The following is a 25,443-nucleotide window of genomic DNA, read 5'->3' on the forward strand; positions in this document are numbered from 1 at the left end:
ACGCAGAAGGGCAGACTGAGGTGTCTCGTGTCAGGCAGGCCGTGAGCGAGGCCCGCAGGATCGTCGTCAAGGTGGGTTCCTCGTCCTTGACCACCGCCTCCGGGGGGCTCGACGCGGACCGTGTCGACGCCCTTGTGGACGTCCTCGCCAAGTGCCGCAGCGGTGGAGAACGTGAGATTGTTCTCGTTTCCTCCGGCGCCATCGCGGCCGGTCTCGCCCCCCTCGGGCTGCGCCGCCGGCCCAAGGACCTCGCCCGCCAGCAGGCGGCCGCCAGCGTCGGCCAGGGGCTGCTCGTCGCCCGCTACACCGCCTCCTTCGCCCGCTACGGCGTCCGGGTCGGCCAGGTGCTGCTCACCTCCGACGACATGAGCCGCCGCGCCCACCACCGCAACGCGTCGCGCACCCTCGACAAGCTCCTCGCGATGGGCGCCCTCCCCGTCGTCAACGAGAACGACACCGTCGCCACCGACGAGATCCGCTTCGGCGACAACGACCGCCTCGCCGCGCTCGTCGCCCACCTGGCCCGGGCCGACCTGCTGGTGCTGCTGTCGGACGTGGACGGCGTCTACGACGGCGACCCCGGCAAGCCGGGCACCTCGCGGATAGCGGAAGTGCGCGGTCCGGAGGACCTCGCGGAGGTGGAGATCGGCAGCGCGGGCAAGGCCGGCGTCGGCACCGGTGGCATGGTCACCAAGGTCGAGGCCGCCCGGATCGCGGCCGCCGCGGGCACCCCCGTGGTGCTCACCAGCGCCGTCCACGCGGCCGAGGCGCTGTCCGGCGGCGACACCGGCACCTACTTCCACGCCACCGGCAAGCGGTCCGCCGACCGGCTGCTGTGGCTCCAGCACGCCTCCACCCCGCAGGGCTCGCTGACCCTGGACGACGGCGCGGTGCGGGCGGTCGTGGAGCGCCGCAAATCGCTGCTGCCGGCCGGGATCGCCGCCGTGGAGGGCGAGTTCAGCGCGGGCGACCCGGTCGAGCTGCGCGACAGCGCCGGGCGGGCGGTCGCCCGGGGCCTGGTCAGCTTCGACGCCAAGGAGATCCCTCAGCTCATCGGGCGCTCCACCCGCGAGCTGGCCCGGGAGCTGGGCCCGGCGTACGAACGCGAGGTCGTCCACCGGGACGATCTGGTCCTCCTGGAGCCCTGACACAGCCTCCGTGAGCCCTGACACAGCCTCCGTCCGAAAACAGGGTGAACGCCCCGGCGAAGGTGTCGCCCTGAGGTGGACGTTCCGCAAAACCGCCACAGAACCGCTTGCGGGCTGCTCAACTTTGTCTCAGGGACATTCCGTACGAGCACTGCTCGACCGTGGGACGAAGGAGGCCGTCGTGAGACGAGTGCGCCCTGGGGCGGCGGCGTCCGACGGTGGAATCGGCGGTTCCTCCTCCCGGGCGGCCGGGGAGGAGCGCGCCCTGACCAGCGTCGCGACCGGCGAACTCGCCGGGGGCGGGGAGCCCGAGGACCTGCCCCGGCTGTGGCATGTCACCCTCAGCGTCTCGGGGGAGGAGGCCCCGCTGAAGGAGGTGCGGCGCGCCCTCGAACAGCTCGCCCACGACCACCCCTTTCTGCTGACCAGCCGCTACGCCAACGACCACGCCGAGATCCGGTACTGGGAGGAGGCCCGCGATCTGCATGACGCGGCCGCCGTCGCGCTGCGCCTGTGGGGCGAGCACCGCCAGAGCGCGGGCCTGCCGCCCTGGGAGATCGTCGGCCTTGAGGTCATCGACCGCGAGACCTACCACCAGCGGATCGCCGAGGGGTACGGGCCGCCGCCGGCCACCCCCGTGGGTGTGCACCCCTACTGAGGCCTCGGGCCGCCCTGGAGGACACCTTTTGCGTGGCCTTCGGACGGCTTGTCTCGCGGTGTGGGACATCCGGTGAACGGGTCCGTCCGGCGCACTACCCTTCCCTCATGACCACGCTCTCGCCGTACGACTCGATGACCCCGGTCACCCAGGCCGCCTACCGCGCCAAGGCCGCCGCCGCCGACCTCGCGCCGCTGCCGCGGTCCGTCAAGGACGACGCGCTGCTCGCCATCGCGGACGCGCTGGAGGTCCGTACGAGCGAGATCGTCGAGGCCAACGCCAAGGACATCGCCGCCGCCCGTGAGGCCGGCACCAGCGAGTCCATCATCGACCGGCTGACGCTGACCCCTGAGCGGGTGCGGGCCATCGCCTCCGATGTGCGGGACGTCGTCGCGCTGCCCGACCCGGTCGGCGAGGTCGTCCGCGGCTCGACCCTGCCCAACGGCATCGACCTGCGCCAGGTCCGCGTCCCGCTCGGCGTCGTCGGCATCATCTACGAGGCCCGCCCGAACGTGACCGTGGACGCCGCCGCCCTGTGCCTGAAGTCCGGCAACGCCGTACTGCTGCGCGGCTCCGCCTCCGCCTACGAGTCGAACTCCGCTCTCGTTCGGGTGGTCCGGGACGCCGTCGGCGGCGCCGGGCTGCCCGCGGACGCCGTCCAGCTCGTGCCGGGGCAGACCCGGGAGAGCGTGCGGGAGCTGATGCGCGCCCGTGGCCTGGTCGACGTCCTCATCCCGCGCGGCGGCGCCTCGCTGATCCAGACGGTCGTGAACGAGTCCACCGTCCCGGTGATCGAGACCGGCACCGGCAACTGCCATGTCTACGTCGACGCCAACGCCGACCTCGGCACGGCCGTCGAGGTCCTGATCAACTCCAAGGCCCACCGGGTCAGCGTCTGCAACGCCGCCGAGACCCTCCTGGTCCACCAGGACATCGCCGCCGAGTTCCTGCCCCGGGCCCTGGACGCCCTCGCGGAGGCCGGGGTCACCGTGCACGCCGACGAGCGGGTCATGGCGTACGCCAAGGACTCCCGGGCGACCGTCGTGGAGGCCACCCCGGAGGACTGGGAGACGGAGTACCTCTCCTACGACATCGCCGCGGCCGTCGTCGACTCCCTCGACAAGGCCGTCGAGCACATCCGGCTGTGGACCTCGGGGCACACCGAGGCCATCGTGACGACCTCGCAGCAGGCCGCCCGCCGCTTCACCCAGCTGGTCGACTCCACCACCGTCGCCGTCAACGCCTCGACCCGCTTCACGGACGGCGGCCAGTTCGGCTTCGGCGCGGAGATCGGCATCTCCACCCAGAAGCTGCACGCCCGCGGCCCGATGGGCCTGCCCGAGCTGACCAGCACGAAGTACATCGTCACCGGCGACGGGCACGTACGGCGCTGAATCTCTGGGCGGCGCATATGCGGGCGGCACGCGCCCCCGCCGCGCACGTGCGCCGCTCGAAAGCCGCATGAGCGACGTCTCACCGGGCGGATGAATTTCCATACCGTCTGCCCAAATTGCCCCCCCCAGGACTACTCTGGAGCCGTGCCGGAGGACGTGGGGGGCACGCCGTTCCCTGACGGCTGGGAGCCCGACGACGACCACGACCGCGGGGTGTCGGACGAAGAGTTCGCCTCCGTGGTCTTCGACGAGGCCTTCGTACGCGCTGCGACGCTGCACGAGCCGACCGCCGTCGAGCGCCTCGTGGCCGCGGCCCAGGCCAGAGCGGAGGCCTCCGAGACGGAGGCCCGCCGGGCCCATGGCCGGGGCGAGCGGTACGAGGACGGCTACGGCGCCGACGACCACAGCCCTTTCGGCCATGATCCCGACCTCGACGACCTGGACGACACCGAGGTCCTCGACGGCCGCTACGGCGCCCCGGGCACCTACGGCAAGCAGGTCCGCTGGCACCGTCCCGTCGCCTGGATGCTCGCCCTCGTGATGGGCATCGGCATGGTCGCCCTGGCCTTCACGGCGGTGTACCGGGGCACCTCCTCGGGCAACCGGGAGCAGGTCCCGCCGCCGCACTCGACGGGCCTGGAACAGGGCGGAGCGGGGGCACCCTCCGCTTCCGCCGACCATTCCCAGCCGGCCATCTCGGCCATCCCGCGAACGCCCTGAACAGACCGCGGCCGGAACCCGCCGTTTCTGGTGAGAACCTGTCAGAACTTGTCGTACAGCAGGGCGTTTACCTGAGCTCCCGGAGACCTACTCTGAAGATATGGGAGGGCCTGGAGACCCACCTGAGGGGACACCCGAGGGCGGACCCGGAGGTGGCGAGGAGGAGTACCGATCCGTCGTTTTCGACGAGTCGTTCGTCCGCGCTGCCCGGCTCCAGGAGTTCTCCGCGCAGGAGCGCATCGACGATCACGCGCCCGCCGTACGCCGCCGTCCGCCCCTGCGCCGGGGCCTGTCCCGGCAGGCGCTGATCCTGGTCCTGCTGATCGCCGTCGCCTTCGGCACCGCGCTCTACATGGGTGTACGGCACCCCAACCGGGACGCGGCGGACCCGCAGCCGGTGGAGCCGCTGCGGATGACCGTGATCCCGCTCGCCCCGCAGGGCGAGGTGCCGGGCTCCACCGACACCGAGTCGCTGTACGCGCACAGCCCCGCCGCGCAGTACCGGGTCGGCGCCGAGGGCGTACCGCTGCCCGCCTCCCGGCGCACCGCGAACTTCTCGGACGGCCAGGTCGTGAACGCGCTGACCATCGCCAAGGACTACATCGTGCGCTCCGCGCTCTACCCCGAGGTGGTCGTCGGCGACCAGGTCCGGCCGGTGCGTGTCCTGCTCGACCCGGACCAACTCGACCAGTTCGACCAGAGCTTCGGCCATCCGACGGCGGACGGCAGGCACGCGCCTACCGGATGGCTGGTTCGCTTCGACCCGAACAGCGTGGAACTCGCCGACCGCAAGATCCGGGTCCAGGGCACGCTCTCGGCCGCCGAGACCGACTCGTCCACCCTTGAGGTCACCGCCGACCACACCTTCGTGTACGCGCTGCGACCGGCCGGATCCGGGCCGAAGGCGGAGGCGTCCCTGTTCACCGTCCGCCGCGAGCTGCACTTCCGCTTCGACCGCGACGACCTGCGCATGCGCCAGGCCCAGCTGATCGTCTCCTACGTCCAGGCGGGCCCGCTGTCCTGCGCCGACGACTCGGCCAACCGCCTGCGTCCGCTGCTGGCCGGCCAGACCGCCAAGGCGGGCGGCCCGGCCGGCACGGATCCCTACGCGACGGGCAACGCGACGGCCCTGTGCGGCTCGCTGGCGGCCGGCGCCCAGCCGAAGGTGTGACGCGACCGCGCTGGCTCGTGCCCCGCCGGTGATCTTTCTCCGCCGCGACGGCGATCCGCCGCGACGGCGATCCGCCGCGACGGCGATCCGCCACGACGGAGCATCCCGGCGGTGCCGAGCCCGCGTGCGCCCCTGAAGCCTCCGCTCAGTCCTCGTCCCGCGGCGGAGGCGTGTCCGTGGGCGGCTGGTCCTTCGGCGCGGAACTCGCGAAGCCCCCGAAGCCCCGCCGTACCCGGCCGCCCAGGTCACCCGCGCCGCCCGCGAGGTCCGAGACCAGCTTCATCAGCGGGTCCTTGGAGGTCTTGACGTGGGTGGCGTAGTGCGTCGCGGACTCCCGGAACGAGTCCGAGACCGAGGTGTCCTTGTCCTCGCTGCGCCGCGGGTAGTGGCCGTCCATGATCCGCTGGTAGTCGCGGGACTCGGACCACTTCTTCAGCTCGGCCGCCCGGATGGTGGTGAAGGGGTGCGAGCGCGGCAGCACGTTCAGGATCTTCAGCACGGAGTCGCGCAGGTCGCCCCCGGCCTCGTACTCCTCGGCCTGCTTCAGGAACGCGTCCACGTTCATCTCGTGCAGGTGGTTGCCGCCGGCGAGCTTCATCAGGCCGCGCATCGAGGCCGTGAGGTCCTGGCCGGCCAGGAGACCCGCGCGGTCCGCGGACAGCTCCGACTTGCGGAACCACTCGCGCAGCGCGGTCACGATCGCCATGATCGCGAGGTTGCCCAGCGGGATCCACGCGACCCGGAGGGCGAGGTTGGTCAGGAACAGCAGGATGGTCCGGTACACGGCGTGCCCGGACAGCGCGTGCCCCACCTCGTGCCCGACGACCGCCCGCATCTCCTCCTCGTCGAGCAGCTCGACGAGGCCGGTCGTCACCACGATGATCGGCTCGTCCAGGCCGATGCACATCGCGTTGGGCTGCGGGTCCTGGTTGACGTACATCGGCGGGACCTTCTCCAGGTCCAGGATGTAACAGGCGTCCCGCAGCATGTCGTTGAGATGCGCGAACTGCTGGTCCGAGACCCGCACCGAGTCGGACAGGAACAGCAGCCTCAGGCTCCGCTCGGGCAGCAGCCCGCTCAGCGCCTTGAAGACGGTGTCGAACCCGCTCAGCTTCCGCAGCGCCACCAGGGCGGAGCGGTCGGCCGGATGCTCGTACGCACGCGAGGAGATCCCGGGGAAGCGCCTGCGCTGCCTGCTCGGCACGTGCTCGTGCCCGTCGTGCTGGTGGCCGTCGTCGGACATGTGATCCCCCATGTGCGTCTGTGTGGCCGTCTGCGGCCCCTTCGGGCCCCCCGAAGCAGGCTCCAGCCTAGGTGGAGTTACCGTGGACGGTCAGCACAGTGAAGGAGTCACACGCCATGGAGCACAACCCCGCAGCCGCCTGGCTGATCGCGGCCGAACAGCAGGGGCCGGGGAATCTGCTCCGGGTCGTCCTGATCGTGATGCTCGTGGGCTGTGTCCTGACCGCGTGGTTCCTGTTGCGGGGGTACAAGTCGAAGGACGACTGAGGCGCCGGATAAGTTGCCTCGGCGCGCGAGCGCCTCGGTGAGCGGTGCCCCAACGGCGGAGTCGGCGTGATCGGCGCACAGCCGCCCGCTTACGATGAGCCGACATCTTTATCCCGCCCACACCCGAAGGTTCTGCCGAAGATGAGCTTCCACAGCACCGCTGCCCAGTTGGCCACTCTCGCCTCCGAGGGCGGAGAGAACGGCGGCAACCATGAGAGCCTCGAACCGCTGGTGACCGGCGGTGGCGCCTTCGTCATGCTGCTGCTGCTGCTGTGGATCACCACCCGCTTCAACCGCGACCGCTGAGCCTGGCGGGAGTGACCCACGAGTCGGGCCGGTAGGGTCTGCACGCATGGGAGAGCAGGACATGCCTACCGGCCCGGGCAACGGCCCGTCGAACCCCGGCAAACGCCGGCTCGGCGTCATGGGCGGAACGTTCGACCCCATCCACCACGGGCACCTCGTGGCGGCCAGTGAGGTCGCCGCGCAGTTCCACCTGGACGAGGTGGTGTTCGTCCCCACCGGGCAGCCGTGGCAGAAGACCCACCGCAAGGTCTCCCCGGCCGAGGACCGCTACCTGATGACGGTCATCGCGACCGCCGAGAACCCGCAGTTCTCGGTGAGCCGTATCGACATCGACCGCGGCGGTCCGACCTACACCACGGACACGCTGCGGGACCTCAAGGCGCTCAACCCCGACACCGACCTCTTCTTCATCACCGGCGCCGACGCGCTCGGCCAGATCCTGACCTGGCGGGACACGGAAGAGCTGTTCTCCCTCGCGCACTTCATCGGGGTCACCCGGCCCGGCCACCACCTTGCGGACCCGGGTCTCCCGGAGGGCGGCGTCTCGCTCGTCGAGGTTCCCGCTCTCGCCATCTCCTCCACAGACTGCCGTGCGAGAGTCGCCAAGGGCGATCCGGTCTGGTATCTGGTGCCGGACGGAGTCGTGCGCTACATCGACAAGCGTGAGCTGTACCGCGGCGAGTGAGCCGAGAGGGGCACCGGTGAACGACCGATACGACGCGGGGGGCGCAGAGTACGGGTCCGACCAGCAGTACGAGCTCGTCGGCTACGACGAGTACGGGCGGCCTGTGTACCGGCAGCGCCGGCAGCCGCAGCAGCCTCCTCAGCAGCCGTACGACCCCTACGCTCAGCAAGGGTACGGATACGACCCGTACGCGACCGGTCAGCAGCAGCCGGGGCAGTCGTACGACCCCTATGGCACGACCGCGTCCTACGACCCCTACGGTCAGACCGCGGCGAGCGGGCAGCAGCCGCGCGTCGCCGAGCAGACCGCCTACATCCCGCAGCAGGCCGGCCCCGCGGAGGACATCCAGGAGCCGGTCCCGGCCCAACGGGACTACCGCACCGAGCAGTTCTCCTTCGTCGAGGAGCCCGACGGTGACTCCGAGGACGTCATCGACTGGCTGAAGTTCACCGAGAACCGCACCGAGCGCCGTGAGGAGGCCCGGCGCCGGGCCCGCAGCCGGGTCATCGCGCTGGTCGTCGTGCTGGCGCTGTGCGCGGTCGGCGGCGTCGGCTACCTCTGGTACGCCGGGAAGCTGCCCGCCCTCTCGTCCTCCGACGAGAAGACCGGCACCGCCACCGCCGTCGGGGCCCAGAACCGCGATGTGATCGTGGTGCATCTGCACAACACCAAGAGCGGCGACACCGCGACGGCCCTGCTCGTCGACAACACCACCACCAAGCAGGGCACCACCGTCCTGTTGCCCAACTCCCTCGCCCTGACCGGCGACGACGGCAACACGAGCACGCTCGCCAAGTCGGTCGAGGACGACGGCTCCTCCGGCACCCGTGAGGCGCTCGACACGGTGCTCGGCACCGAGATCCAGGGCACCTGGCGGCTGGACACCCCGTATCTGCAGAACCTCGTCGACCTCGTCGGCAACATCGACGTCGACACCAACACCGACGTGCCCGACCCGTCCGCCAAGTCCAAGGGCGCCGCCCCCCTGGTGAACAAGGGCGAGGCCCAGACCCTCAGCGGCAAGATGGCCGTCGGCTACGCCACCTACCGCGGCTCCGGCGAGAGCCAGAACGCCCAGCTGGAGCGGTTCGGGCAGGTCATGCAGGGTGTGCTGCGCAAGCTGTCCTCCGACGCGCAGGCCGCGACGGTCACCGTGCAGACGCTCCAGCAGATCCTCGACCCGTCCATGACGGACAAGGACCTCGGCACCTTCCTCGCCAAGCTCGCCGAGCTCGCCAAGGGCGGCGACTACAAGACGGCGCTGCTGCCCGTGCAGGCCGACGGGACGCTGAGCGCCGAGACCAGCGCCGGCGTGGTCAAGGACATCCTCGGCGGCACCGCGAAGAGCCCCGACAAGGACGCGGCCGTCCGGGTCTCCGTCCAGAACGCCACCGGTGTGAAGGACAACACGGAGAAGGCCCGCGTGGTCCTCGTCAACGGCGGCTTCACCTTCCTGGAGGGCGGTACGGCCTCCGCCGCCCAGAGCGCCTCCAAGGTCGTCTACACGGACGCGGCCGACAAGGAGGACGCCACCGAGGTCGCCAAGACCCTGGGCCTGCCCACCAGCGCGGTCTCGAAGGGCAAGGGCGCCTCGAACGCGAACGTCTCGGTGATCCTGGGCCAGGACTACGAGCCGTCGTCGTCCTAGGCCTGGTGCACGAAGAATCACGTGGGGCGCCGTCGGCGGTCGTGAGACCCTTGAGTCCTATCGACCGCCGACGGAAAGCCTTGTAGTGACCGCCACTGACCGTTCCATCGAGCTCATCAACACCGCCGCTCAGGCGGCTGCCGACAAGCTCGCGCACGACATCATCGCCTACGACGTCAGCGACGTGCTGTCGATCACCGACGCCTTCCTGCTGGCCTCCGCGCCCAACGACCGCCAGGTCAAGTCGATCGTCGACGAGATCGAGGAGCGGCTGAACAAGGAGCTCGGCGCCAAGCCGGTTCGCCGTGAGGGCGACCGCGAGGCCCGCTGGGTGCTGCTCGACTACGTCGACATCGTCGTCCACGTCCAGCACAGCGAGGAGCGCGTCTTCTACGCCCTGGAGCGGCTGTGGAAGGACTGCCCCGAGCTGGAGCTGCCCGAGGACGCCAGGGCCACCCGCGGCAAGGCCGCGGAGCACGCCAAGCTCCAGGCAGCCGAGGAGGCGGCCGAGGCGGGCGGTGAGTGGCGGTGAGCGCCACCGGTGAGGTGACCGCGGGCAAGCCGGGCCGCGGCCGCCGCGTCATCCTGTGGCGGCACGGCCAGACCTCGTGGAACGTGGAACGCCGCTTCCAGGGCTCCACCGACGTCGCCCTCACCGAGGCCGGCCGCGGCCAGGCCCGCCGGGCCGCCCGGCTGCTCGCCTCCCTCAAGCCCGACGCGATCGTCGCCTCCGACCTCCGGCGCGCCGCGCACACGGCCGCCGAGCTCGCCGCGCTCACCGGCCTGGACGTCACCCACGACGAGGGCCTGCGCGAGACGTACGCGGGCGTCTGGCAGGGGCTCACGCACGAGGAGATCCTCGCCCGCCACGGCGAGGAGTACGCCGCGTGGAAGCGCGGTGAGCCGGTCCGCCGCGGCGGCGGCGAGCTGGAGACCGAGGTCGCCGACCGGGCCGCCCCGGTGGTGCTCCGGCATGCCGAGAAGCTGCCCGACGAGGGCACGCTCGTGGTGGTCAGCCACGGCGGCACGATCCGCACCACCATCGGCCGGCTGCTGGGCCTTGAGGCGCACCACTGGGAGAGCCTCGGCGGCCTCTCCAACTGCTGCTGGTCCGTCCTCGGCGAGGGCGCCCGCGGCTGGCGGCTGCTGGAGCACAACGCCGGCACCCTGCCGGAGCCGGTCCTCGGCGACGACGACTGACGGTCCCGGGTGCGGCCCGGGACCCGGATTTCACTTTCCGGCAGGTCGCAGGCTAAAGTTCTTCTTGTTCGCCCCGCCCGGCGGGGGAACACGAGGGGCTATAGCTCAGTTGGTAGAGCGCCTGCATGGCATGCAGGAGGTCAGGAGTTCAATTCTCCTTAGCTCCACAGATCGACTTCGACGATCAGGATCCCATCCCCTCCGGGGGGTGGGATTTTTCGTACACACTGATCCCGAACCGGCTTGAGTCACTTGGGTCCCGCGAGGCGTATACCTCTGTGGAGGCGCGCTGTGTCCGGACTGGTACTGAGGCGTCGCTGACCGTATTGGCCCGGCCGTGGCAGAATCAAACGGCCGGAAGGGGGCGCGGCCCGACGGGAGGGAGCAGTGATGCCTGCGAGCATCCTCGGAGAGGGCGGTCACCTCTCCGACGCAAGCCGGACACGGGACACGGTCACCCGCCTCAGCTGCCCTTCCTGCGGATCCGTCCATGTCGCCCAGGTCCTCGGTGACAACGGCGGAATTTCCTACGTGTGCACGGCCTGCGGCCACAGCTGGAGCTGATCGATGGGTGCACACAGGCGAAAGTGTGACTGGTGCGGCAGCGGAACGCCGATCGTCCGTGACATGGAACCGGTCAATCCGGACTACCAGTACTGGTGCGAGGAATGCGCACGGGCGCTGATCATAAAAGGCGACCCGATCGAGACGTACCGCGAACTCGAAGGGGAGCCGATCTACGGCCGTCTTCTCGAAGAGCACTGCACGCTCAAGCGTTTCTATTCCTTCGTCACGGCCTGACGCCGGCGACCGGGGCCGTGTGACAAGGCCCCGGCGAGCACGAGGAAGGCGCAGCCCGCGATGCCGTACAGCGCCGACAAGATCAATTCCCCGGTGTGCTGGTGGAGTTCGGGGCGCCCCCTGCCGTGTGGCACCCACCACAGGGTGTACGAGCCGAAGACCAACAGCGCTCCCGCGGTGGCGGCGCGGTACGCGTGCGTGCCGAGCAGCAGGACGAGCGGGACGCACCACACCCAGTGGTGGGACCAGGACACCGGGCTGACGAGCAGGGCCGTCACCGCGCACGCCGTCACCGCCCAGGCGCGCTCGGCGCGCAGTTCCGCCGCGACCGCCACGGCGAGCCCTCCCGCGGCCACCACGGCCGCCGTGACGGCCCAGGGGGCGCCGGGCTCCGGCGTGTGCAGCAGACGGGCCAGGATCCCGCGCAGCGCCTGGTTCGCGGTCTCCTCGGTGTGTCCGACCCGGCCCGCCTCGAACACCATGCGGGTCCAGAACCGCCAGGAGTCCCGGGGCAGGACGGCCGCCGTCACGAGCGTGGCCGTCAGGAACGCGGCGGCCGCCCCGCGCGCGTGCCGCAGCCAGGGATCGCCGCCACCGCGCCGGACGCGGGCGGCCACCCCGGTGGCGAGCAGGAACACTGCGAACAGCGCGGGTGTGAGCTTGGCCGCGGCCGCGAGACCGATGCCGACTCCGGCCCAGCGGTCGCCGGGACGGCGTGACAGGTCCCACAGGACGAGGACGGCGAGCAGCAGGTTGATCTGGCCGTAGCGCAGGGTCGTCCACACCGGCTCGCACCACACGGCGGCCGCGGCGACCCACCAAGTGCTCTCCACGCGCGCGTGGCCGACCAGGCGCAGGGACAGCCGTACGAACACCACCAGGAGGGCGAGGTTCCCGGCTGTGCCCAGGGTGCGCAGGCTCGCCGTGTCGAGCAGCGTCAGCGGGGTGAACATCAGGGCCGCGAACGGCGGGTAGGTGGGGGGCAGTTGCGCGGCCGTCGTGCGCAGCGCGTAGAGGTCGCCGCCCTCGCGTACGGTCGCGCCCTCCGCGCGGTAGACCATCAGGTCGATCATCGAGACGTCCGCGGCCCGCTGGGCGAGCCAGAAAGCCGCGAACGAGAACGCGCAGGCTCCCAGGGCGACCGGTGTCCGGCGGTGGACTGCGGAGAGCGCGATCACGGTCACAGAAGCCGACATTAGCGTCCGTATCGGCCCGGAACGGAAACGATTTGGTAGTGCCGGGGGTCGACCGTGTAATGTTGGCGTCGCCGCCAGGGAGACCCGGCGGACCAAAACACGGGGCTATAGCTCAGTTGGTAGAGCGCCTGCATGGCATGCAGGAGGTCAGGAGTTCAATTCTCCTTAGCTCCACGAGTGCGAGGGCGACCTGTGTCCGCGGAAAGCGCGGACCGGGTCGCCCTCGTCGTTTTCTGCGCGGCTGCGCCGCGCGCGGCGGGGGCTGCGCCACCCGCCCCCCAGGGGGCGAGGGGGCCACCTGGGTTCAGGGCGGCCCCTCTTGTGTTCAGCGGCCCAGGGCGCGGCGGCCGCGGCCCTGGGAGAGCACCGGCAGGTTGTTGCGGGACGGGGCCCGCTCCGCCTGGTCCTCGATGCGCAGGGCGAGCGCGGGGCAGCGGCGGACCGCGCGCAGCGCCTTCGCCTCCGCGTAGCGCGGCACTTGGGCCTGGGCGACGGTCGGGAAGCCGTCGGCGCCGAGTTCGAAGACCTCCGGGAGGATGTCCGCGCACAGGCCGTGCCCGCGGCACAGCGTCCAGTCGACGTAGATCTTCTGGCGGCTGGGGCCGTTCTCCTCGGACTCGCCGCCGCCCGGGATGCCGGTCGGGGCCCTGCCTCCCTCCAAGAGCGGCAGAACGCCCTCCACGGGGCGTCCGCAGCCGTTTCCGAGGACATGCGCGGCGAGGTCGTCGGTGAACGCCTTGATGGTCGACTCCAGGAACATCGCCGAGCCGTCCGGGTGCGAACACGCGCCACGCCGCTTCACGTTCTTCGCCACCTGCTTGAGCGCCTCCAGGGCGGCCGGACCGCCGCCGTTGAGGATGTCCTCCAGGCCGCGCGCGGCGGCCGGCAGGCCGAGATAGCAGGGGCCGCACTGGCCCGCGCTCTCCTCGGCCAGCCACTGCGCCACCCGCAGCGACTCGCCCAGCGGGCAGGTGTTCTGACTGATCGGCAGGATCGCGCCGGCGCCCAGTGAACCGCCCACGGAGTCCAGGGAGTTGCGGGAGACGATCGCCTCGTTGACGGTCGCCGCGTCGATCCACTTGCCGTGGTAGCCGCCGGTCAGCACGCCCTGCGGGACCGGCGGGGCGCCGGCGAGCTGGAGGACGTAGCGCAGCGGGACGCCCGTGGGGACCTCGATCACCATCGGGCGGGCGACCGCCCCGGACACCGTCAGCATGACGGTGCCGGGCTCGTCGTACAGGCCGGTGTTGCCGTAGCGCTCCGGGCCGATGCGGGCGGCGATGGCCAGTTGGGCGAAGGTCTCGGCGTTCGACAGGAGGGTGGGCGCGCCGCCGACGCCGCTCTTGGAGGCGCTGATCTTGCGGCCGGGGGGGATCGCCGGGCCGCCGTCGATGGACCGGATCAGCGACGCCGCCGCTCCGGTGACCATGCGTACGGGATTGCGCTGCACGCGTGCGCGTAGAGCGGATCGGCGGCCGTTGCTCAGGCCGCGTTCGGCGAGCGCGGCCTCCATGGAGCGCTGGGTCGACTCACGGGTGACCCCCACCACGAGCGTGCGGGCACCCAGGGCCTCGGCGCACAGCAGCGCGCCGTCCAGGATGAGATGCGGGGCACGGTTGATGAGCACCGTGTCCTTGCGGCAGGCCGGTTCGTCCTCGCTGCCGTTGACGACGACGACCGGCCTGACGCCGCGCTTGATCGCCGATTCGGCGACCGAGCGCAGCTTCTTGTGGAAGGGGAAGCCCGCGCCGCCGCGGCCCTTCAGATTGATGCGCTCGGCGAGCTGCGCGAGCTGCTCGCCGCCCAACGGTTCGAGCGGCCCGTGCACCTTCAGATGCATGGGCAGATCGAGTCTTTCGACAAGGTCGAAGCCCGACGTGAGCTGGGGAAGACCGACCACGCGGACTTCTGGTACGTCGGGCAGGGCCTCGTTCACCTATAGCCTCCGGAAGGCATGTTCCAAGGTTCGCCCGAACCCGGTGCGTCGAAGGACTCACCGGGGGGTGGTTCATTGGCGGGACCGCTGTTGTACGTGTCGTAGGGGTTGTACGTGCCGTAGAGGGTGTTCGACTCACCGGTGTCGTACACGTCACTTCCGCCGTAGCCGCCGACGCCCGAATTGTCGTAGGTGGGGATGTTGTATCCGGTGTCATTGAGGGGGTCGTAGGACGACGGGGGTGCCTCGCCGACGGGCGGGGGCGAGGGGATCGGCCAGCTTCCGGAGGTGCTGGAGCCGGTGTCCATGCGGGGGAGCGCCTCGGTGGGCTGCATGTCGAACGGCAGGTCCATCCGCGCGGTCTCGCCGGCGGCGAAGGACTGCTGGGGGCGCGGGGGTGTGGAGACGGCGCGGTAGGCGGCCGCGAAGCCGTTCGCCGGGTCGGGGGCCTGCGGTTCGGCGCGCTGCGCGGTGCGCTGGGTCTCGTAACCGGGCAGCGGCGAGGACGCCGCCTCGGCCGCCCGGGCCCGGCTCGCGTCCAGTTCCTCGCGGGCCGAGCGCTCCTCCGTGGTCCCCAGGATCGCGGCGATCTTGTCGGCGACCCGGCGTTTGACCGGACGCGGCGCCGCGCGCAGCGCCAGTGCGGCCCCGACGCCGACCAGGCACAGGCAGTACAGGAAGACGAAGATCGGCTTGGCCTGGCGGCCCGCGTACAGGCCGTGGACCAGGGCCGCGCACCAGGCGGGGTAGGCCAGCATGTGCATGGCGCGCCAGCGGGCGGCCACCGGGGCGGGGGAGGCGAAGGCGCCGCGCAGGGCGCCGGTGATACCCACGAAGATCATGAGCAGTCCGGCCAGGGAGCCCAGGCCGATCAGGCCCTCGGGGCCGGTGAAGCCGAGCGAGAAGGGGATCACGGCGGCGATCAGCTCGGTGTGGTCGAGCGCGAGCTTGGTCGTGATGTGCAGCAGCAGGAAGGCGATCGAGGCGACCGCCGTCGTACGGTGCACGGCCTGCCCGATGATCCGCTGGCGGGTGTTCAGGAAGATCCGGTCCTGGGCCACCAGGCCCCAGATCACCGAGCAGCTCAGCGAGACGAGGGACAGCACGCCCGCGCCGAAGTTCAGGAACTCGCGGAATCTGTCACCTCCGACCAGCACGACCACGGGTATGAGGAGCAGAACGACAGCCGTCGCCGCCCCATAGGCCGAGCGGCCGGGTTGGGGGAGCGAGCTGGTACTACGTCGAGGGTTCATGGGGGCAACTCCGAGCAGTTCGGGAAAGCGGTCCCGCTGCCGCACTCTAAGTGGCCCCAAACCGAGCAGTACGCCATTTGAGTTATTGCGTTGTTATCAACGAGCCGTGCGGGGCCTGTGTTGTCCTGCTAGGAGCCCTTACGCCGGGTAATAGTTGAACCTTGTTCAGCTTTTCCGAATCTTCACAAGCGGCTCGGAGGTGTCCGGCGCCCTCCCGGCAGCCCGTCGCGACCCCCTCGACGGCTGCGGTACCCTGACGCCATGCGTGCCGTACGCCTTCTGCTTAGCGAGCCGCGCTGATCAGCCCCGGCCACCGTCGGATCGAGTGGCCGGAATCGGCGCGGCGTCCCCTCCTGTGCGAGGGGATTTTTCGTTTCTTGAGAATCGCAGCCGCTGGCAGAGACGATCGATGGAGCTTTGAGGATCATGAGCGAGACGAACCCCGCTGCCGCTGCTGAGGTGGCCGCGCCGCACCGCTACACGGCCGCCATGGCCGCGGAGATCGAGGCACGCTGGCAGGACTTCTGGGACGCCGACGGCACCTATGCGGCGCCGAACCCGAGCGGTGACCTGGCGGGTGACCCCGCGCTGGTCGCCAAGCCCAAGAAGTTCATCATGGACATGTTCCCGTACCCCTCCGGTGCGGGCCTGCACGTCGGCCACCCCCTGGGCTACATCGCCACCGATGTATTCGCCCGGTTCCAGCGGATGACCGGCCACAACGTCCTGCACACCCTGGGCTTCGACGCCTTCGGCCTGCCCGCCGAGCAGTACGCCGTGCAGACCGGCACGCACCCGCGCGTGTCCACCGAGGCCAACATCGAGAACATGAAGATCCAGCTGCGCCAGCTGGGCCTGGGCCACGACAAGCGCCGGTCGTTCGCCACGATCGACCCGGACTACTACAAGTGGACCCAGTGGATCTTCCTGCAGATCTTCAACTCCTGGTACGACGACGAGGCGAAGAAGGCCCGCCCGATCTCCGAGCTGATCGCGCAGTTCGAGAGCGGTGAGCGCGGGGTCTCCGGCGGGCGCTCCTGGAACGAGCTGACCGCCGCCGAGCGCGCCGACGTCCTGGGCGAGTACCGCCTGGCCTACGCCTCCGACGCACCGGTCAACTGGTGCCCGGGCCTGGGCACGGTGCTGGCCAACGAGGAGGTCACCGCCGACGGCCGCTCCGAGCGCGGCAACTTCCCCGTCTTCAAGGCCAAGCTGCGCCAGTGGAACATGCGCATCACCGCCTACGCCGACCGGCTGCTGGACGATCTGGACGAGCTGGACTGGCCCGAGGCCATCAAGCTGCAGCAGCGCAACTGGATCGGCCGCTCCGAGGGCGCCCGCGTCGACTTCCCGATCGACGGCGAGCGCATCACCGTCTTCACCACGCGCCCCGACACCCTGTTCGGAGCCAGCTACATGGTGCTGGCCCCCGAGCACCCTCTGGTCGAGAAGTTCACCCCGCAGGAGTGGCCCGAGGGCACGCACGACGTGTGGACCGGTGGCCACGCCACCCCGGCCGAGGCCGTCGCCGCCTACCGCGCGCAGGCCGCCTCCAAGTCGGACGTCGAGCGCCAGGCCGAGGCCAAGGACAAGACCGGCGTCTTCATCGGCGCGTACGCCACCAACCCGGTCAACGGCGAGCAGGTCCCGGTCTTCATCGCCGACTACGTGCTGATGGGCTACGGCACCGGCGCGATCATGGCCGTACCCGGCCATGACAGCCGTGACTTCGAGTTCGCGCGCGCCTTCGAACTGCCGATCCGCTGCGTCGTCGAGCCGACCGACGGCCGCGGCACGGACACCGCGACCTGGGACGAGGCCTTCGTCTCGTACGACGCGAGGATCGTGAACTCCGCCGGTGCGGATGTCTCCCTGGACGGCCTGGGCGTCGTCGAGGCCAAGGCGCGTATCACCGAGTGGCTGGAGCGCACCGGCACCGGCGAGGGCACCGTCAACTTCCGGCTGCGCGACTGGCTGTTCAGCCGCCAGCGCTACTGGGGCGAGCCCTTCCCGATCGTCTACGACGAGGACGGCATCGCCCACGCGCTGCCCGAGTCGATGCTGCCGCTGGAGCTGCCCGAGGTCGAGGACTACTCCCCGCGCACCTTCGACCCGGACGACGCCGACACCCAGCCCGAGACGCCCCTGTCGCGCAACGAGGACTGGGTCAACGTCACCCTGGACCTGGGCGACGGCGCCGGTCCGCGGAACTACCGCCGCGAGACCAACACCATGCCCAACTGGGCCGGTTCCTGCTGGTACGAGCTGCGCTACCTGGACCCGCACAACTCCGAGAAGCTGGTCGACCCGGAGATCGAGCGGTACTGGATGGGCCCGCGCGAGGGCCAGCCGCACGGCGGTGTCGACCTGTACGTCGGCGGCGCCGAGCACGCGGTGCTGCACCTGCTGTACGCGCGCTTCTGGTCCAAGGTCCTGTTCGACCTGGGGCACGTCTCCTCGGCGGAGCCGTTCCACAAGCTGTTCAATCAGGGCATGATCCAGGCCTACGTCTACCGGGACGCGCGCGGGATCGCCGTGCCGGCCGCCGAGGTGGAGGAGCGCGACGGCTCCTCCTACTACGAAGGCGAGAAGGTCTCCCGGCTGCTGGGCAAGATGGGCAAGTCCCTGAAGAACGCGGTCACTCCGGACGAGATCTGCGCCGAGTACGGCGCCGACACCCTGCGGCTGTACGAGATGGCGATGGGTCCCCTGGACGTCTCGCGGCCCTGGGACACGCGCGCGGTGGTGGGCCAGTTCCGGCTGCTGCAGCGGCTGTGGCGCAATGTCGTCGACGAGGACTCCGGCGCGGTGACCGTCGTGGACACCGAGCCCGACGAGGACACCCTGCGGGCGCTGCACAAGGCGATCGACGGGGTCCGCGGTGACCTGGAGGGCATGCGGTTCAACACCGCGATCGCCAAGGTCACCGAGCTGAACAACCACCTGACCAAGGCGGGCGGCCCGGTGTCGCGTTCCGTCGCCGAGGCGCTGGTGCTGCTGGTGGCTCCGCTGGCCCCGCACATCGCCGAGGAGCTGTGGCGCAAGCTGGGCCACGAGGACTCGGTGGTGCACCGGGACTTCCCGGTGGCCGACCCGGCGTATGTCGTGGACGAGACGGTGACCTGCGTGGTGCAGATCAAGGGCAAGGTCAAGGCCCGTCTGGAGGTCGCGCCGTCCATCTCCGAGGAGGAGCTGGAGAAGGTGGCGCTGGCGGACGACAAGGTCGTGGCGGCGCTGGACGGCGCGGGGATCCGCAAGGTGATCGTCCGGGCGCCGAAGCTGGTGAACATCGTTACGGCGTAAGCGGGTGGGCGCTGCCTCCGGGTAGTCCCCTACGGGCAGGTTCGGGGTTCTTCCGGAACTCCGGGCCTGCCCGCTGCGTTTACCGTGGAGAGCAGCGCGGCGAATGTGCCGTGGAACCCAGGAGGAGCGTCGTGGAAGCAGTGATCGCAGTCGTAGCCCTGCTCTTCGTGCTCCTCGTGGTGCTGGGCGCCTACGCCACGGTGAAGGCGGTCGGCGCCGCCAAGCGCGGAGTGGACCGCACGATCACCCAGGCCCGCCGCACGGTCGAGGACCACACCCTGCGCGCCAAGTCCTTCGCCCAGATCGGCCCGGCGGGCGAGCTGGCCCAGCTGCGGCTGAAACTGCGCACCTCGATGCGCGCCACCCAGGACGCGCTGCGCGCGGGCGTGGCCGAGGACGAGTCCCTGAAGGAGTCCCTCGGCCTCTTCGAGCGGCTCAGTGCCCACGGTCACGAACTGGACGACGAACTGCGGCGCCTGGAGAGCGAACCGGACCGGGCGACCCTCGCCGAGCGGCTGCCCGGACTGCGCGAGCGCACGGAGCGCATCGTCACGTCGGCGGACTCACTGCGCTGGGCTGCCCGCGACCGGGCCCGCCGCTTCGCGGACGACGACCTGGACTCGCTGAGCTCACAGATCGACGTCGAGGCCGGCGCCCTGCGGCACTGGACGACAGAAGAGGCGCCCGCCACCACCCCGCCGCCGTGGCCCGAGGCGCCGGCCGCCGAAGCGCCGGCCGCGCGGCAGACCTGGCCGGACACCCCTCAGCAGCAGACGGCCGAGGAGCCGACGCGACCCGCCATCACCCCGGCGGATCCGCGTCCCGTCTACCCCTGGCAGAAGAAGCCCCGCCCCGAGAGCACCACTTGATCCGGGCACGCCCCTCCAGGGTGAGCGGGGCCGGGCTGCCGCCCGGGCACTACGCCAGGTAACCTCCAGCTCATGTCCCGCCATGTCGCGATCGTCACCGATTCAACGGCCTACCTGCCGCCGCGGACGATGGAGCGCCACGGCATCACCGCGGTGCCCCTGACCGTGGTCCTCGGCGACCAGGCGCTGGAGGAGGGCACCGAGATCTCGACCCGCTCCCTGGCCCAGGCACTGCAGAAACGGCGCCCCGTCACCACCTCGCGCCCCAGCCCCGAGCAGTTCGCCGAGACCTACCGCAGGGTCGCGGAGTCCGGCGCCACCGGCATCGTCTCGCTGCATCTGTCCGCCGAACTGTCCGGCACCTATGACGCCGCGGTGCTCGCCGCGCGTGAGGCGCCGGTGCCGGTGCGGGTGGTGGACACCGGAATGATCGCGATGGCGCTCGGCTTCTGCGCGCTGGCCGCGGCAGAGGCCGCGGAGACGGGCGGCACGGTCGACGAGGCCGTCACGGCCGCCGAGAAGCGGGCGGCGGGCACCTCCGCCTACTTCTATGTCGACACCCTCGACTATCTGCGCCGGGGTGGCCGGATCGGAGCGGCCCAGGCACTGCTCGGCTCGGCGCTCGCGGTGAAGCCGCTGCTGCAGCTCAACGGTGGCCGGATCGAACCCCTGGAGAAGGTGCGGACGGCCTCGAAGGCCATCGCCCGCCTGGAGGAGATCGTCGCCGACCGGGCCGGTGGCGCGCAGGTCGACATCGCCGTGCACCATCTCGCCGCCCCCGACCGGGCGTCGGCGCTGGCGGAGCGGTTGCGGACGCGGGTGCCGGGTCTTGCTGATCTGCATGTGAGCGAAGTCGGGGCGGTGATCGGGGCGCATACCGGGCCCGGGTTGCTGGGGGTCGTGGTCTCGCCGCGGTGAGCTCTGGCGCTCGCTCGCGCGGGTGACGGAGTTATCCACAACCGGGCGGCTGTCCCCGGGAATTGAGCAAGATCATCGCGGATTTCCGAGGTGTCCGATCCTCGGGGCATGGCACTTCGATCACGTACACGCACATCCGCCGCGGCCAGTGGGCCGGGTCGCGGTCCCCGCTCCGATGTCCGCACCCGTCACCGCCCTGCGTACCCACGCGGCCGGGCCCGACATCGCCATGCCTCGGCCGAGGAGCTCCGTCGGCGTGCCCAGGTGCTCTTCGGTGAACGGGCGGTGGAGGAACGGGAGTCGGGGAAGGGGCCACCGTCCGAGGAGGGCGAGAGCCTGGATCCGGGTGCGCCCCGTGCCGACGCGGCTGAGGACTGGCGGAGGCGGGCCGGGCTCGCGCTGCGGGAGCGGCTGCCGTTGTGGATGCAGGCGCGGTGCGGCCTTGAGCGGCGGAGCGTGGTCGCGCTCGCCGTGGTGCTGGTCGTCGCCGCGGGTTTCGCGGTGCAGCACTTCTGGACGGGGCGGACGCAGGACGTGCGGGCGCCTGAAGTGGTGGGGGCGGCTCCGCTCGGGGGCGGGACGGCCTACGGGGAGGGGACTTCCTACGGGGAGGGGAAGCGCGGCGCCGAGCCGGGAGCCGGGCCGGCCGGGGCGTCTGCCGGGGCGTCGGCCGGTGCTTCTGCCGGTGCTTCTGCCGGGGCCGAGATCGTGGTGGATGTCAGCGGGAAGGTGCGTGAGCCGGGGATCCATCGGCTGCCGCAGGGCTCCCGGGTCGACGACGCGCTGCGCGCGGCCGGCGGGGTGCGGCCGGGCACGAGTACCGAAGGGCTCAACCGGGCGCGCTTCCTCGTCGACGGTGAGCAGGTCGTCGTCGGCGGGCCCGCGCCGGTGCAAGGCGGTGCCCCTGTGCCGGGCCCGGCCGGAGCGGCCTCCACCGTCCCGGTCTCCCTCAACACGGCCACCGCCGAGCAGCTCGACACCCTGCCCGGCGTCGGACCGGTCCTGGCCCAGCACATCATCGACCAACGCACCCGCACCGGCGGTTTCCGCTCCGTGGAGGAGCTGCGCGAGGTCAATGGCATCGGCGAGCGCCGCTTCGCCGACCTGCGAAATCTCGTACGGCCATGACGGGCGTCCCTGGGTCCGTGCGCCCCGAAGTACACGCCGCCTCCGGAAAACGGCTCGGCGCGTCCCACCCGCGACAGGAAGGACCGACGGATCTTCGACTCGTACCGCCGGCGCTGGCCGCCTGGGCGACGGCTGCGCTGACGCTGGACGCACCGGCCGGATGGGGCGTCGGGGTCGTGGCAGTGGCCCTGGGTCTGGGGGTCGCGCTGCTGTGGGTCCGGCCGCTCGCCCGGCCGCGGGTTGCGGTCGCCGCCGTCCTGCTCTGTGCCGCCGCGGCCGCCGCCTCGGCCGGGCTGCACGGCGCCGACCTGCGGCGCGGTCCTGTGCCCGAACTGGCACGGCAGTACGCCACCGTGACCGCGGAGGTGGAACTCACCTCCGATCCCCGGCTCACCCGGCCCCGGGTGAGAGGGAACCGGACGACACCGACCGCCGTGCTGATCAACGCCGAGGTGCGGAGGGTGGAGGCCGGGGGCGGAGCGGTGGCGGTGACGCGGACGCCGGTGCTGATGGTCGTGGAGGCGTCCGGAGGGTCGCCCTGGCTCCGGCTGCTGCCGTCCACCCGGCTGCGCGTGACCGGCGCGCGGCTGGCGCCCCCGCTGACGGGCGGTGACCGGATCGCGGCCGTGCTGCGGGTGCGGGGCCGGGCGCCGGAGGTCGTGGAGCGGGCGTCGGCGGCGCAGCGGTTCGCCGGGAGGCTGCGGGCGGGATTGCGGGAGGCGACGGACGGACTGCCGGCGGATGCGCGGGCGCTGCTGCCGGGCCTGGTCGTCGGTGACACCTCGCGGATCACACCGGAGCTGGACGAGGCCTTCCAGGAGACCGACCTCACGCACCTGCTGGCGGTCTCCGGAAGCAACCTCACGATCATCCTGGTGCTGCTCATCGGACCGCCGGGCACGGCCCAGCTCGTCGAACGCCGTGGTCTCGCGCCCCGGCTGGGGCTGTCCCTGCGGACGACCGCGCTGTGCGGAGGTGCGCTCACGCTCGCCTTCGTGGTCGTGTGCAGACCGGACCCCAGTGTGCTGCGCGCCGCAGCCTGCGGGGGCGTGGTCCTGCTCGCCCTGGCGACCGGGCGGCGGCGGCCCCTGGTGCCCGCGCTGGCGACGGCCGTGCTGCTGCTGGTGCTGTTCGACCCGTGGCTGGCCCGCAGTTACGGGTTCCTGCTCTCGGTCCTGGCCACGGGGGCGCTGCTGATGCTGGCGCCGCGCTGGAGTGCCGCGTTGCGACGGCGCGGGCTGGGCCCCCGGTGGGCCGAGGCGGTGGCGGCGGCGGGGGCCACGCAGGTGGTGTGCGCTCCGGTCGTGGTGGTGCTGTCGGCGCGGGTGAGCCTGGTCGCGGTGCCGTGCAATCTGCTGGCGGAGTTCGCGGTCGCGCCGGCCACGGTACTCGGGTTCGCCGCGCTGGCGACGGCGCCGGTGGCGATGCCGGTGGCCAAAATGCTGGCGTGGTGCGCGAGTTGGCCCGCCGGGTGGATCGCGGACATCGCCACGACCGGGGCCGCGCTGCCCGGCGCGGGGATCGACTGGCCGGGCAGCTGGGCGGGGGCGGGGCTGCTGCTCCTGGTCACGGTGGCCGCGCTGCTGATCGGCCGGCGGCTGTGGCGGCGCCCCTGGTGGTGCGGTGCCGGTGCGGTGCTGCTGGTGCTGGCCGTGGTGCAGCCGCCGCCGCTCGTCCGGGTGATCAGCGGCTGGCCGCCGCCGGGCTGGCGGCTGGTCATGTGCGATGTGGGACAGGGGGACGTCGCCGTGCTCGCCGCCGGTGAGGGCACCGGTGTGGTCGTGGACGCCGGACCCGACCCGGAGCTCGTCGACCACTGTCTGCGCACGCTGGGCATCACCCGCATTCCGCTGGTCGTGCTGACCCACTTCCACGCCGACCATGTGGCGGGCCTGCCCGGGGTGCTGCGCGGCCGGGCCGTCGGGGCGATCGAGACGACCGGCCACGAGGAGCCGGTGGAGCAGGCGGAGTTCGTGTGGAGACAGGCCGCGGCCCGGGGCGTTCCGGTGACGCGGGCCGTGGCCGGGGAGCGGCGGCGCACCGGTGAACTGTCCTGGCGGGTGCTGTGGCCGCCGCCGGGTCCGGCGCCGGACCCGGAGGGCCCGAACGACGCCAGCGTCACGCTGCTCGCCGAGGTCGCGGGGCTGCGGTTCCTGCTGCTGGGGGATCTCGAACCCCCGGCCCAGCGGGCCCTGTTGAGATCGCCGGAGGGCGGGCTGCTGGGCGGGGTGGATGTGCTGAAGGTCGCCCACCATGGCTCGGCGTACCAGGATCCCGACCTGATACGGAGGGCGGCCCCGCGGGTGGCGCTGATCTCCAGCGGCGAGGGCAACCCCTACGGGCACCCCGCTCCCGGTACGGTCGCGGCGCTGCGGGCGCAGGGGGCGGCGGTGCTGCGGACGGACGAGGACGGGGCGTTGGCCGTCGTGGGCGAGGGCGAGGGCGGGGAGCTGCGAGTGGCGGGAGACTGAGGGCATGAATTCCGCAGAGGTTGATGCCTATCTGAACCGGCTCGGGGTGGCACACCCCGCGTGGCCCACCGTGGACGTGCTGCGCGAGATGCATGTGCGCCATCTGCAGACCGTGCCCTTCGAGAACCTGTCGATCCATCTCGGCGAGGAGATCGTGCTGGAGGAGAAGCGGCTGCTGGACAAGCTGGTGGGCGCGCGCAGGGGAGGGTTCTGCTACGAACTGAACGGCGCGTTCGGGCTGTTGCTGGCGGCGTTGGGGTACGAGGTGACGCTGCTGGCGGGGCGGGTGTACGACGGTGACGGGCGACTGGGGATCCCGTACGACCATCTCGCGCTGCGGGTGCGCACCGTGGACGGGGGTGAGTGGCTGGCGGACGTCGGGTTCGGGGCGCACAGCCACTTCCCGCTGGCGCTGGAGGCCCGGGGGGAGCAGGAGGATCCCGCGGGGGTGTTCCGGATCGTGGAGGCCGGGCCGGACGCGGCCGGGGTGCGGGGCGGGTACCGGGTGCCGGAGGCGGCGGACCTGGACGTCGTGATGAACGGCAGACCGGAGTACCGGCTGGAGACGCGGCCCCGGGTGCTCGGTGACTTCGTCGCCGGGGCGTGGTGGCAGAGCACCTCGCCGAGCTCGCACTTCACTCAGTCACTGGTGTGTTCGCGGGTGACGGAGGACGGGGGGCGGATCACGCTGAGCGGGCGCACGTTCAAGACGACGGGCCCGGGCGGGGCGCGGGACGAGCGGCATCTCACGACGGACGAGGAAGTGCTGACGGCGTATCGGGAGCGGTTCGGGATCGAGCTGGAGCGGGTGCCGGTGGTGCGGAAGGGGTGAGGGGTGGTGGCGGTGTGCGCGGCGGGAGAATGGCTGCGTGAGTGATGTGAGACATGTGCTGGTGCTGCCTGATCGGGATGCGGCCGAGGAGGTCGTGGAGGCGCTCGGGGAGCGGTTCGGGGTGGCTGAGGAGCCTCGGCTGGTGCGGGATGCGCTGGCCGGGGAGGACGACGCGGAGGATGCGCAGTGGTTGGTGGTGCTGCGGGACGAGGGCGGGGTGCTTGATCCTGCGGAGCTGGATGCGTTTGCGGGGGAGTGGGACGGGTGGCGGGAGGAACCGTAAGTCCGTGAGCCGGC

General features: G+C 71.5%; 24 protein-coding genes and 2 tRNA genes. 22 read left to right on the forward strand and 4 right to left on the reverse strand.

All coding sequences use genetic code 11. The features are described from left to right. The first annotated feature begins 41 nt into the window (after nucleotides 1–41). From proB to RMT89_RS30170, 5 genes are all read left to right on the forward strand, one after another. Nucleotides 42–1,148, forward strand: a complete 1,107-nt coding sequence (proB, locus tag RMT89_RS30150; RefSeq protein ID WP_315886975.1) for a glutamate 5-kinase — start codon at nucleotides 42–44, stop codon at nucleotides 1,146–1,148. A gap of 190 nt (nucleotides 1,149–1,338) precedes the next feature. Further along, nucleotides 1,339–1,806: a hypothetical protein gene (locus tag RMT89_RS30155; protein ID WP_315886976.1), complete on the forward strand. Its 468-nt coding sequence runs from the start codon at nucleotides 1,339–1,341 to the stop codon at nucleotides 1,804–1,806. A 107-nt stretch (nucleotides 1,807–1,913) separates the two neighbouring features. Next, the gene (locus RMT89_RS30160; RefSeq protein WP_315886940.1) at nucleotides 1,914–3,200 is read left to right on the forward strand and encodes a glutamate-5-semialdehyde dehydrogenase; all 1,287 of its coding nucleotides are present in this window, start codon (nucleotides 1,914–1,916) and stop codon (nucleotides 3,198–3,200) included. 144 nt (nucleotides 3,201–3,344) lie between these two features. Beyond that, a complete protein-coding gene (locus tag RMT89_RS30165) occupies nucleotides 3,345–3,920 on the forward strand; it encodes a hypothetical protein (RefSeq protein WP_315886941.1) in 576 nt (191 codons plus the stop codon). 100 nt (nucleotides 3,921–4,020) lie between these two features. Next, nucleotides 4,021–5,091: a hypothetical protein gene (locus tag RMT89_RS30170; protein WP_315886942.1), complete on the forward strand. Its 1,071-nt coding sequence runs from the start codon at nucleotides 4,021–4,023 to the stop codon at nucleotides 5,089–5,091. Between the two features lie 145 nt (nucleotides 5,092–5,236). Here RMT89_RS30170 and RMT89_RS30175 read toward each other — a convergent pair whose 3' ends face one another. After that, entirely contained in the window at nucleotides 5,237–6,334 is a 1,098-nt protein-coding gene (locus RMT89_RS30175) for a M48 family metallopeptidase (RefSeq protein ID WP_315886943.1), read from the reverse strand. Between the two features lie 116 nt (nucleotides 6,335–6,450). Here RMT89_RS30175 and RMT89_RS30180 point away from each other — a divergent pair, with 116 nt between their 5' ends. The 9 genes from RMT89_RS30180 to RMT89_RS30220 all read left to right on the forward strand — a co-directional run bounded on the left by RMT89_RS30180 (nucleotide 6,451) and on the right by RMT89_RS30220 (nucleotide 11,240). Next, nucleotides 6,451–6,600, forward strand: coding sequence for a hypothetical protein (locus tag RMT89_RS30180; RefSeq protein WP_315886944.1), 150 nt, complete (start codon nucleotides 6,451–6,453; stop codon nucleotides 6,598–6,600). A 141-nt stretch (nucleotides 6,601–6,741) separates the two neighbouring features. Next, entirely contained in the window at nucleotides 6,742–6,906 is a 165-nt protein-coding gene (locus tag RMT89_RS30185) for a hypothetical protein (RefSeq protein WP_315886945.1), read from the forward strand. A 46-nt stretch (nucleotides 6,907–6,952) separates the two neighbouring features. After that, nucleotides 6,953–7,591, forward strand: coding sequence for a nicotinate-nucleotide adenylyltransferase (gene nadD, locus RMT89_RS30190; protein WP_315886946.1), 639 nt, complete (start codon nucleotides 6,953–6,955; stop codon nucleotides 7,589–7,591). Nucleotides 7,592–7,607: 16 nt separating this feature from the next. Next, on the forward strand, nucleotides 7,608–9,239 hold the full coding sequence (locus tag RMT89_RS30195; protein ID WP_315886947.1) for an LCP family protein: 1,632 nt from the start codon (nucleotides 7,608–7,610) through the stop codon (nucleotides 9,237–9,239). Between the two features lie 85 nt (nucleotides 9,240–9,324). Continuing rightward, nucleotides 9,325–9,771 carry a ribosome silencing factor gene (gene rsfS, locus RMT89_RS30200; protein WP_315886948.1) on the forward strand — a complete coding sequence of 149 codons (447 nt, stop codon included), beginning with the start codon at nucleotides 9,325–9,327 and terminating at the stop codon, nucleotides 9,769–9,771. Beyond that, on the forward strand, nucleotides 9,768–10,439 hold the full coding sequence (locus RMT89_RS30205) for a histidine phosphatase family protein (protein WP_399498502.1): 672 nt from the start codon (nucleotides 9,768–9,770) through the stop codon (nucleotides 10,437–10,439). Before rsfS ends, RMT89_RS30205 begins: the two co-directional genes overlap by 4 nt. A 94-nt stretch (nucleotides 10,440–10,533) precedes the next feature. Further along, nucleotides 10,534–10,606 (forward strand) — tRNA-Ala (locus tag RMT89_RS30210). Between the two features lie 223 nt (nucleotides 10,607–10,829). Next, nucleotides 10,830–11,003 (forward strand): hypothetical protein, encoded by a 174-nt coding sequence (locus tag RMT89_RS30215; RefSeq protein WP_315886950.1) that lies wholly within the window; start codon nucleotides 10,830–10,832, stop codon nucleotides 11,001–11,003. A 3-nt stretch (nucleotides 11,004–11,006) separates the two neighbouring features. After that, on the forward strand, nucleotides 11,007–11,240 hold the full coding sequence (locus RMT89_RS30220) for a hypothetical protein (protein WP_003976229.1): 234 nt from the start codon (nucleotides 11,007–11,009) through the stop codon (nucleotides 11,238–11,240). On the opposite strand, the gene RMT89_RS30225 is transcribed toward RMT89_RS30220, so the two are convergent. After that, complete coding sequence (locus tag RMT89_RS30225) at nucleotides 11,219–12,424, reverse strand: glycosyltransferase 87 family protein (RefSeq protein ID WP_315886951.1); 1,206 nt, start codon at nucleotides 12,422–12,424, stop codon at nucleotides 11,219–11,221. The two genes, RMT89_RS30220 and RMT89_RS30225, sit on opposite strands and share 22 nt — an antisense overlap. A 113-nt stretch (nucleotides 12,425–12,537) precedes the next feature. Between RMT89_RS30225 and RMT89_RS30230 the strand changes: the two genes are divergently transcribed. Next, a tRNA-Ala gene (locus tag RMT89_RS30230) sits at nucleotides 12,538–12,610 on the forward strand. 151 nt (nucleotides 12,611–12,761) lie between these two features. Here the strand turns inward: RMT89_RS30230 and RMT89_RS30235 are convergent. Both RMT89_RS30235 and RMT89_RS30240 read right to left on the reverse strand, forming a co-directional pair. Then, nucleotides 12,762–14,372, reverse strand: a complete 1,611-nt coding sequence (locus RMT89_RS30235) for an NADH-ubiquinone oxidoreductase-F iron-sulfur binding region domain-containing protein (RefSeq protein ID WP_315886952.1) — start codon at nucleotides 14,370–14,372, stop codon at nucleotides 12,762–12,764. Further along, nucleotides 14,369–15,625 carry a cytochrome b/b6 domain-containing protein gene (locus RMT89_RS30240; RefSeq protein WP_315886953.1) on the reverse strand — a complete coding sequence of 419 codons (1,257 nt, stop codon included), beginning with the start codon at nucleotides 15,623–15,625 and terminating at the stop codon, nucleotides 14,369–14,371. Before RMT89_RS30240 ends, RMT89_RS30235 begins: the two co-directional genes overlap by 4 nt. Before the next feature lie 426 nt (nucleotides 15,626–16,051). On the opposite strand from RMT89_RS30240, the gene leuS reads away from it, so the two are divergent. The 7 genes from leuS (at nucleotide 16,052) to RMT89_RS30275 (ending at nucleotide 25,429) form a co-directional block, all read left to right on the forward strand. After that, entirely contained in the window at nucleotides 16,052–18,928 is a 2,877-nt protein-coding gene (gene leuS / locus RMT89_RS30245; RefSeq protein WP_315886954.1) for a leucine--tRNA ligase, read from the forward strand. Between the two features lie 131 nt (nucleotides 18,929–19,059). After that, on the forward strand, nucleotides 19,060–19,797 hold the full coding sequence (locus RMT89_RS30250) for a hypothetical protein (RefSeq protein WP_315886955.1): 738 nt from the start codon (nucleotides 19,060–19,062) through the stop codon (nucleotides 19,795–19,797). Nucleotides 19,798–19,869: 72 nt separating this feature from the next. Next, nucleotides 19,870–20,715 (forward strand): DegV family protein, encoded by an 846-nt coding sequence (locus tag RMT89_RS30255; protein WP_315886956.1) that lies wholly within the window; start codon nucleotides 19,870–19,872, stop codon nucleotides 20,713–20,715. A 108-nt stretch (nucleotides 20,716–20,823) separates the two neighbouring features. Then, entirely contained in the window at nucleotides 20,824–21,843 is a 1,020-nt protein-coding gene (locus RMT89_RS30260) for a ComEA family DNA-binding protein (RefSeq protein ID WP_315886957.1), read from the forward strand. Then, nucleotides 21,840–24,314, forward strand: a complete 2,475-nt coding sequence (locus RMT89_RS30265) for a ComEC/Rec2 family competence protein (RefSeq protein ID WP_315886958.1) — start codon at nucleotides 21,840–21,842, stop codon at nucleotides 24,312–24,314. The genes RMT89_RS30260 and RMT89_RS30265 overlap by 4 nt, the downstream gene beginning before the upstream one ends. Nucleotides 24,315–24,318: 4 nt before the next feature. Further along, nucleotides 24,319–25,146 carry an arylamine N-acetyltransferase gene (locus RMT89_RS30270; protein WP_315886959.1) on the forward strand — a complete coding sequence of 276 codons (828 nt, stop codon included), beginning with the start codon at nucleotides 24,319–24,321 and terminating at the stop codon, nucleotides 25,144–25,146. 37 nt (nucleotides 25,147–25,183) lie between these two features. Continuing rightward, nucleotides 25,184–25,429: a hypothetical protein gene (locus RMT89_RS30275; RefSeq protein WP_315886960.1), complete on the forward strand. Its 246-nt coding sequence runs from the start codon at nucleotides 25,184–25,186 to the stop codon at nucleotides 25,427–25,429. The last annotated feature ends 14 nt before the right edge of the window (nucleotides 25,430–25,443 follow it).

The organism is Streptomyces sp. P17 (genome assembly GCF_032436805.1).
Taxonomy (GTDB): Bacteria; Actinomycetota; Actinomycetes; order Streptomycetales; family Streptomycetaceae; genus Streptomyces.

Excerpts from the sequence above, each read along its gene's own strand:
- RMT89_RS30160 (WP_315886940.1), top strand. The coding sequence starts at position 1,914 with ATGACCACGCTCTCGCCGTACGACTCGATGACCCCGGTCACCCAGGCC.
- RMT89_RS30170 (WP_315886942.1), top strand. The coding sequence starts at position 4,021 with ATGGGAGGGCCTGGAGACCCACCTGAGGGGACACCCGAGGGCGGACCC.
- RMT89_RS30175 (WP_315886943.1), bottom strand. The coding sequence starts at position 6,334 with ATGTCCGACGACGGCCACCAGCACGACGGGCACGAGCACGTGCCGAGC.
- RMT89_RS30180 (WP_315886944.1), top strand. The coding sequence starts at position 6,451 with ATGGAGCACAACCCCGCAGCCGCCTGGCTGATCGCGGCCGAACAGCAG.
- RMT89_RS30185 (WP_315886945.1), top strand. The coding sequence starts at position 6,742 with ATGAGCTTCCACAGCACCGCTGCCCAGTTGGCCACTCTCGCCTCCGAG.
- nadD (WP_315886946.1), top strand. The coding sequence starts at position 6,953 with ATGGGAGAGCAGGACATGCCTACCGGCCCGGGCAACGGCCCGTCGAAC.
- RMT89_RS30215 (WP_315886950.1), top strand. The coding sequence starts at position 10,830 with ATGCCTGCGAGCATCCTCGGAGAGGGCGGTCACCTCTCCGACGCAAGC.
- RMT89_RS30220 (WP_003976229.1), top strand. The coding sequence starts at position 11,007 with ATGGGTGCACACAGGCGAAAGTGTGACTGGTGCGGCAGCGGAACGCCG.
- RMT89_RS30240 (WP_315886953.1), bottom strand. The coding sequence starts at position 15,625 with ATGAACCCTCGACGTAGTACCAGCTCGCTCCCCCAACCCGGCCGCTCG.
- leuS (WP_315886954.1), top strand. The coding sequence starts at position 16,052 with ATGAGCGAGACGAACCCCGCTGCCGCTGCTGAGGTGGCCGCGCCGCAC.
- RMT89_RS30255 (WP_315886956.1), top strand. The coding sequence starts at position 19,870 with ATGTCCCGCCATGTCGCGATCGTCACCGATTCAACGGCCTACCTGCCG.
- RMT89_RS30260 (WP_315886957.1), top strand. The coding sequence starts at position 20,824 with ATGGCACTTCGATCACGTACACGCACATCCGCCGCGGCCAGTGGGCCG.
- RMT89_RS30265 (WP_315886958.1), top strand. The coding sequence starts at position 21,840 with ATGACGGGCGTCCCTGGGTCCGTGCGCCCCGAAGTACACGCCGCCTCC.
- RMT89_RS30270 (WP_315886959.1), top strand. The coding sequence starts at position 24,319 with ATGAATTCCGCAGAGGTTGATGCCTATCTGAACCGGCTCGGGGTGGCA.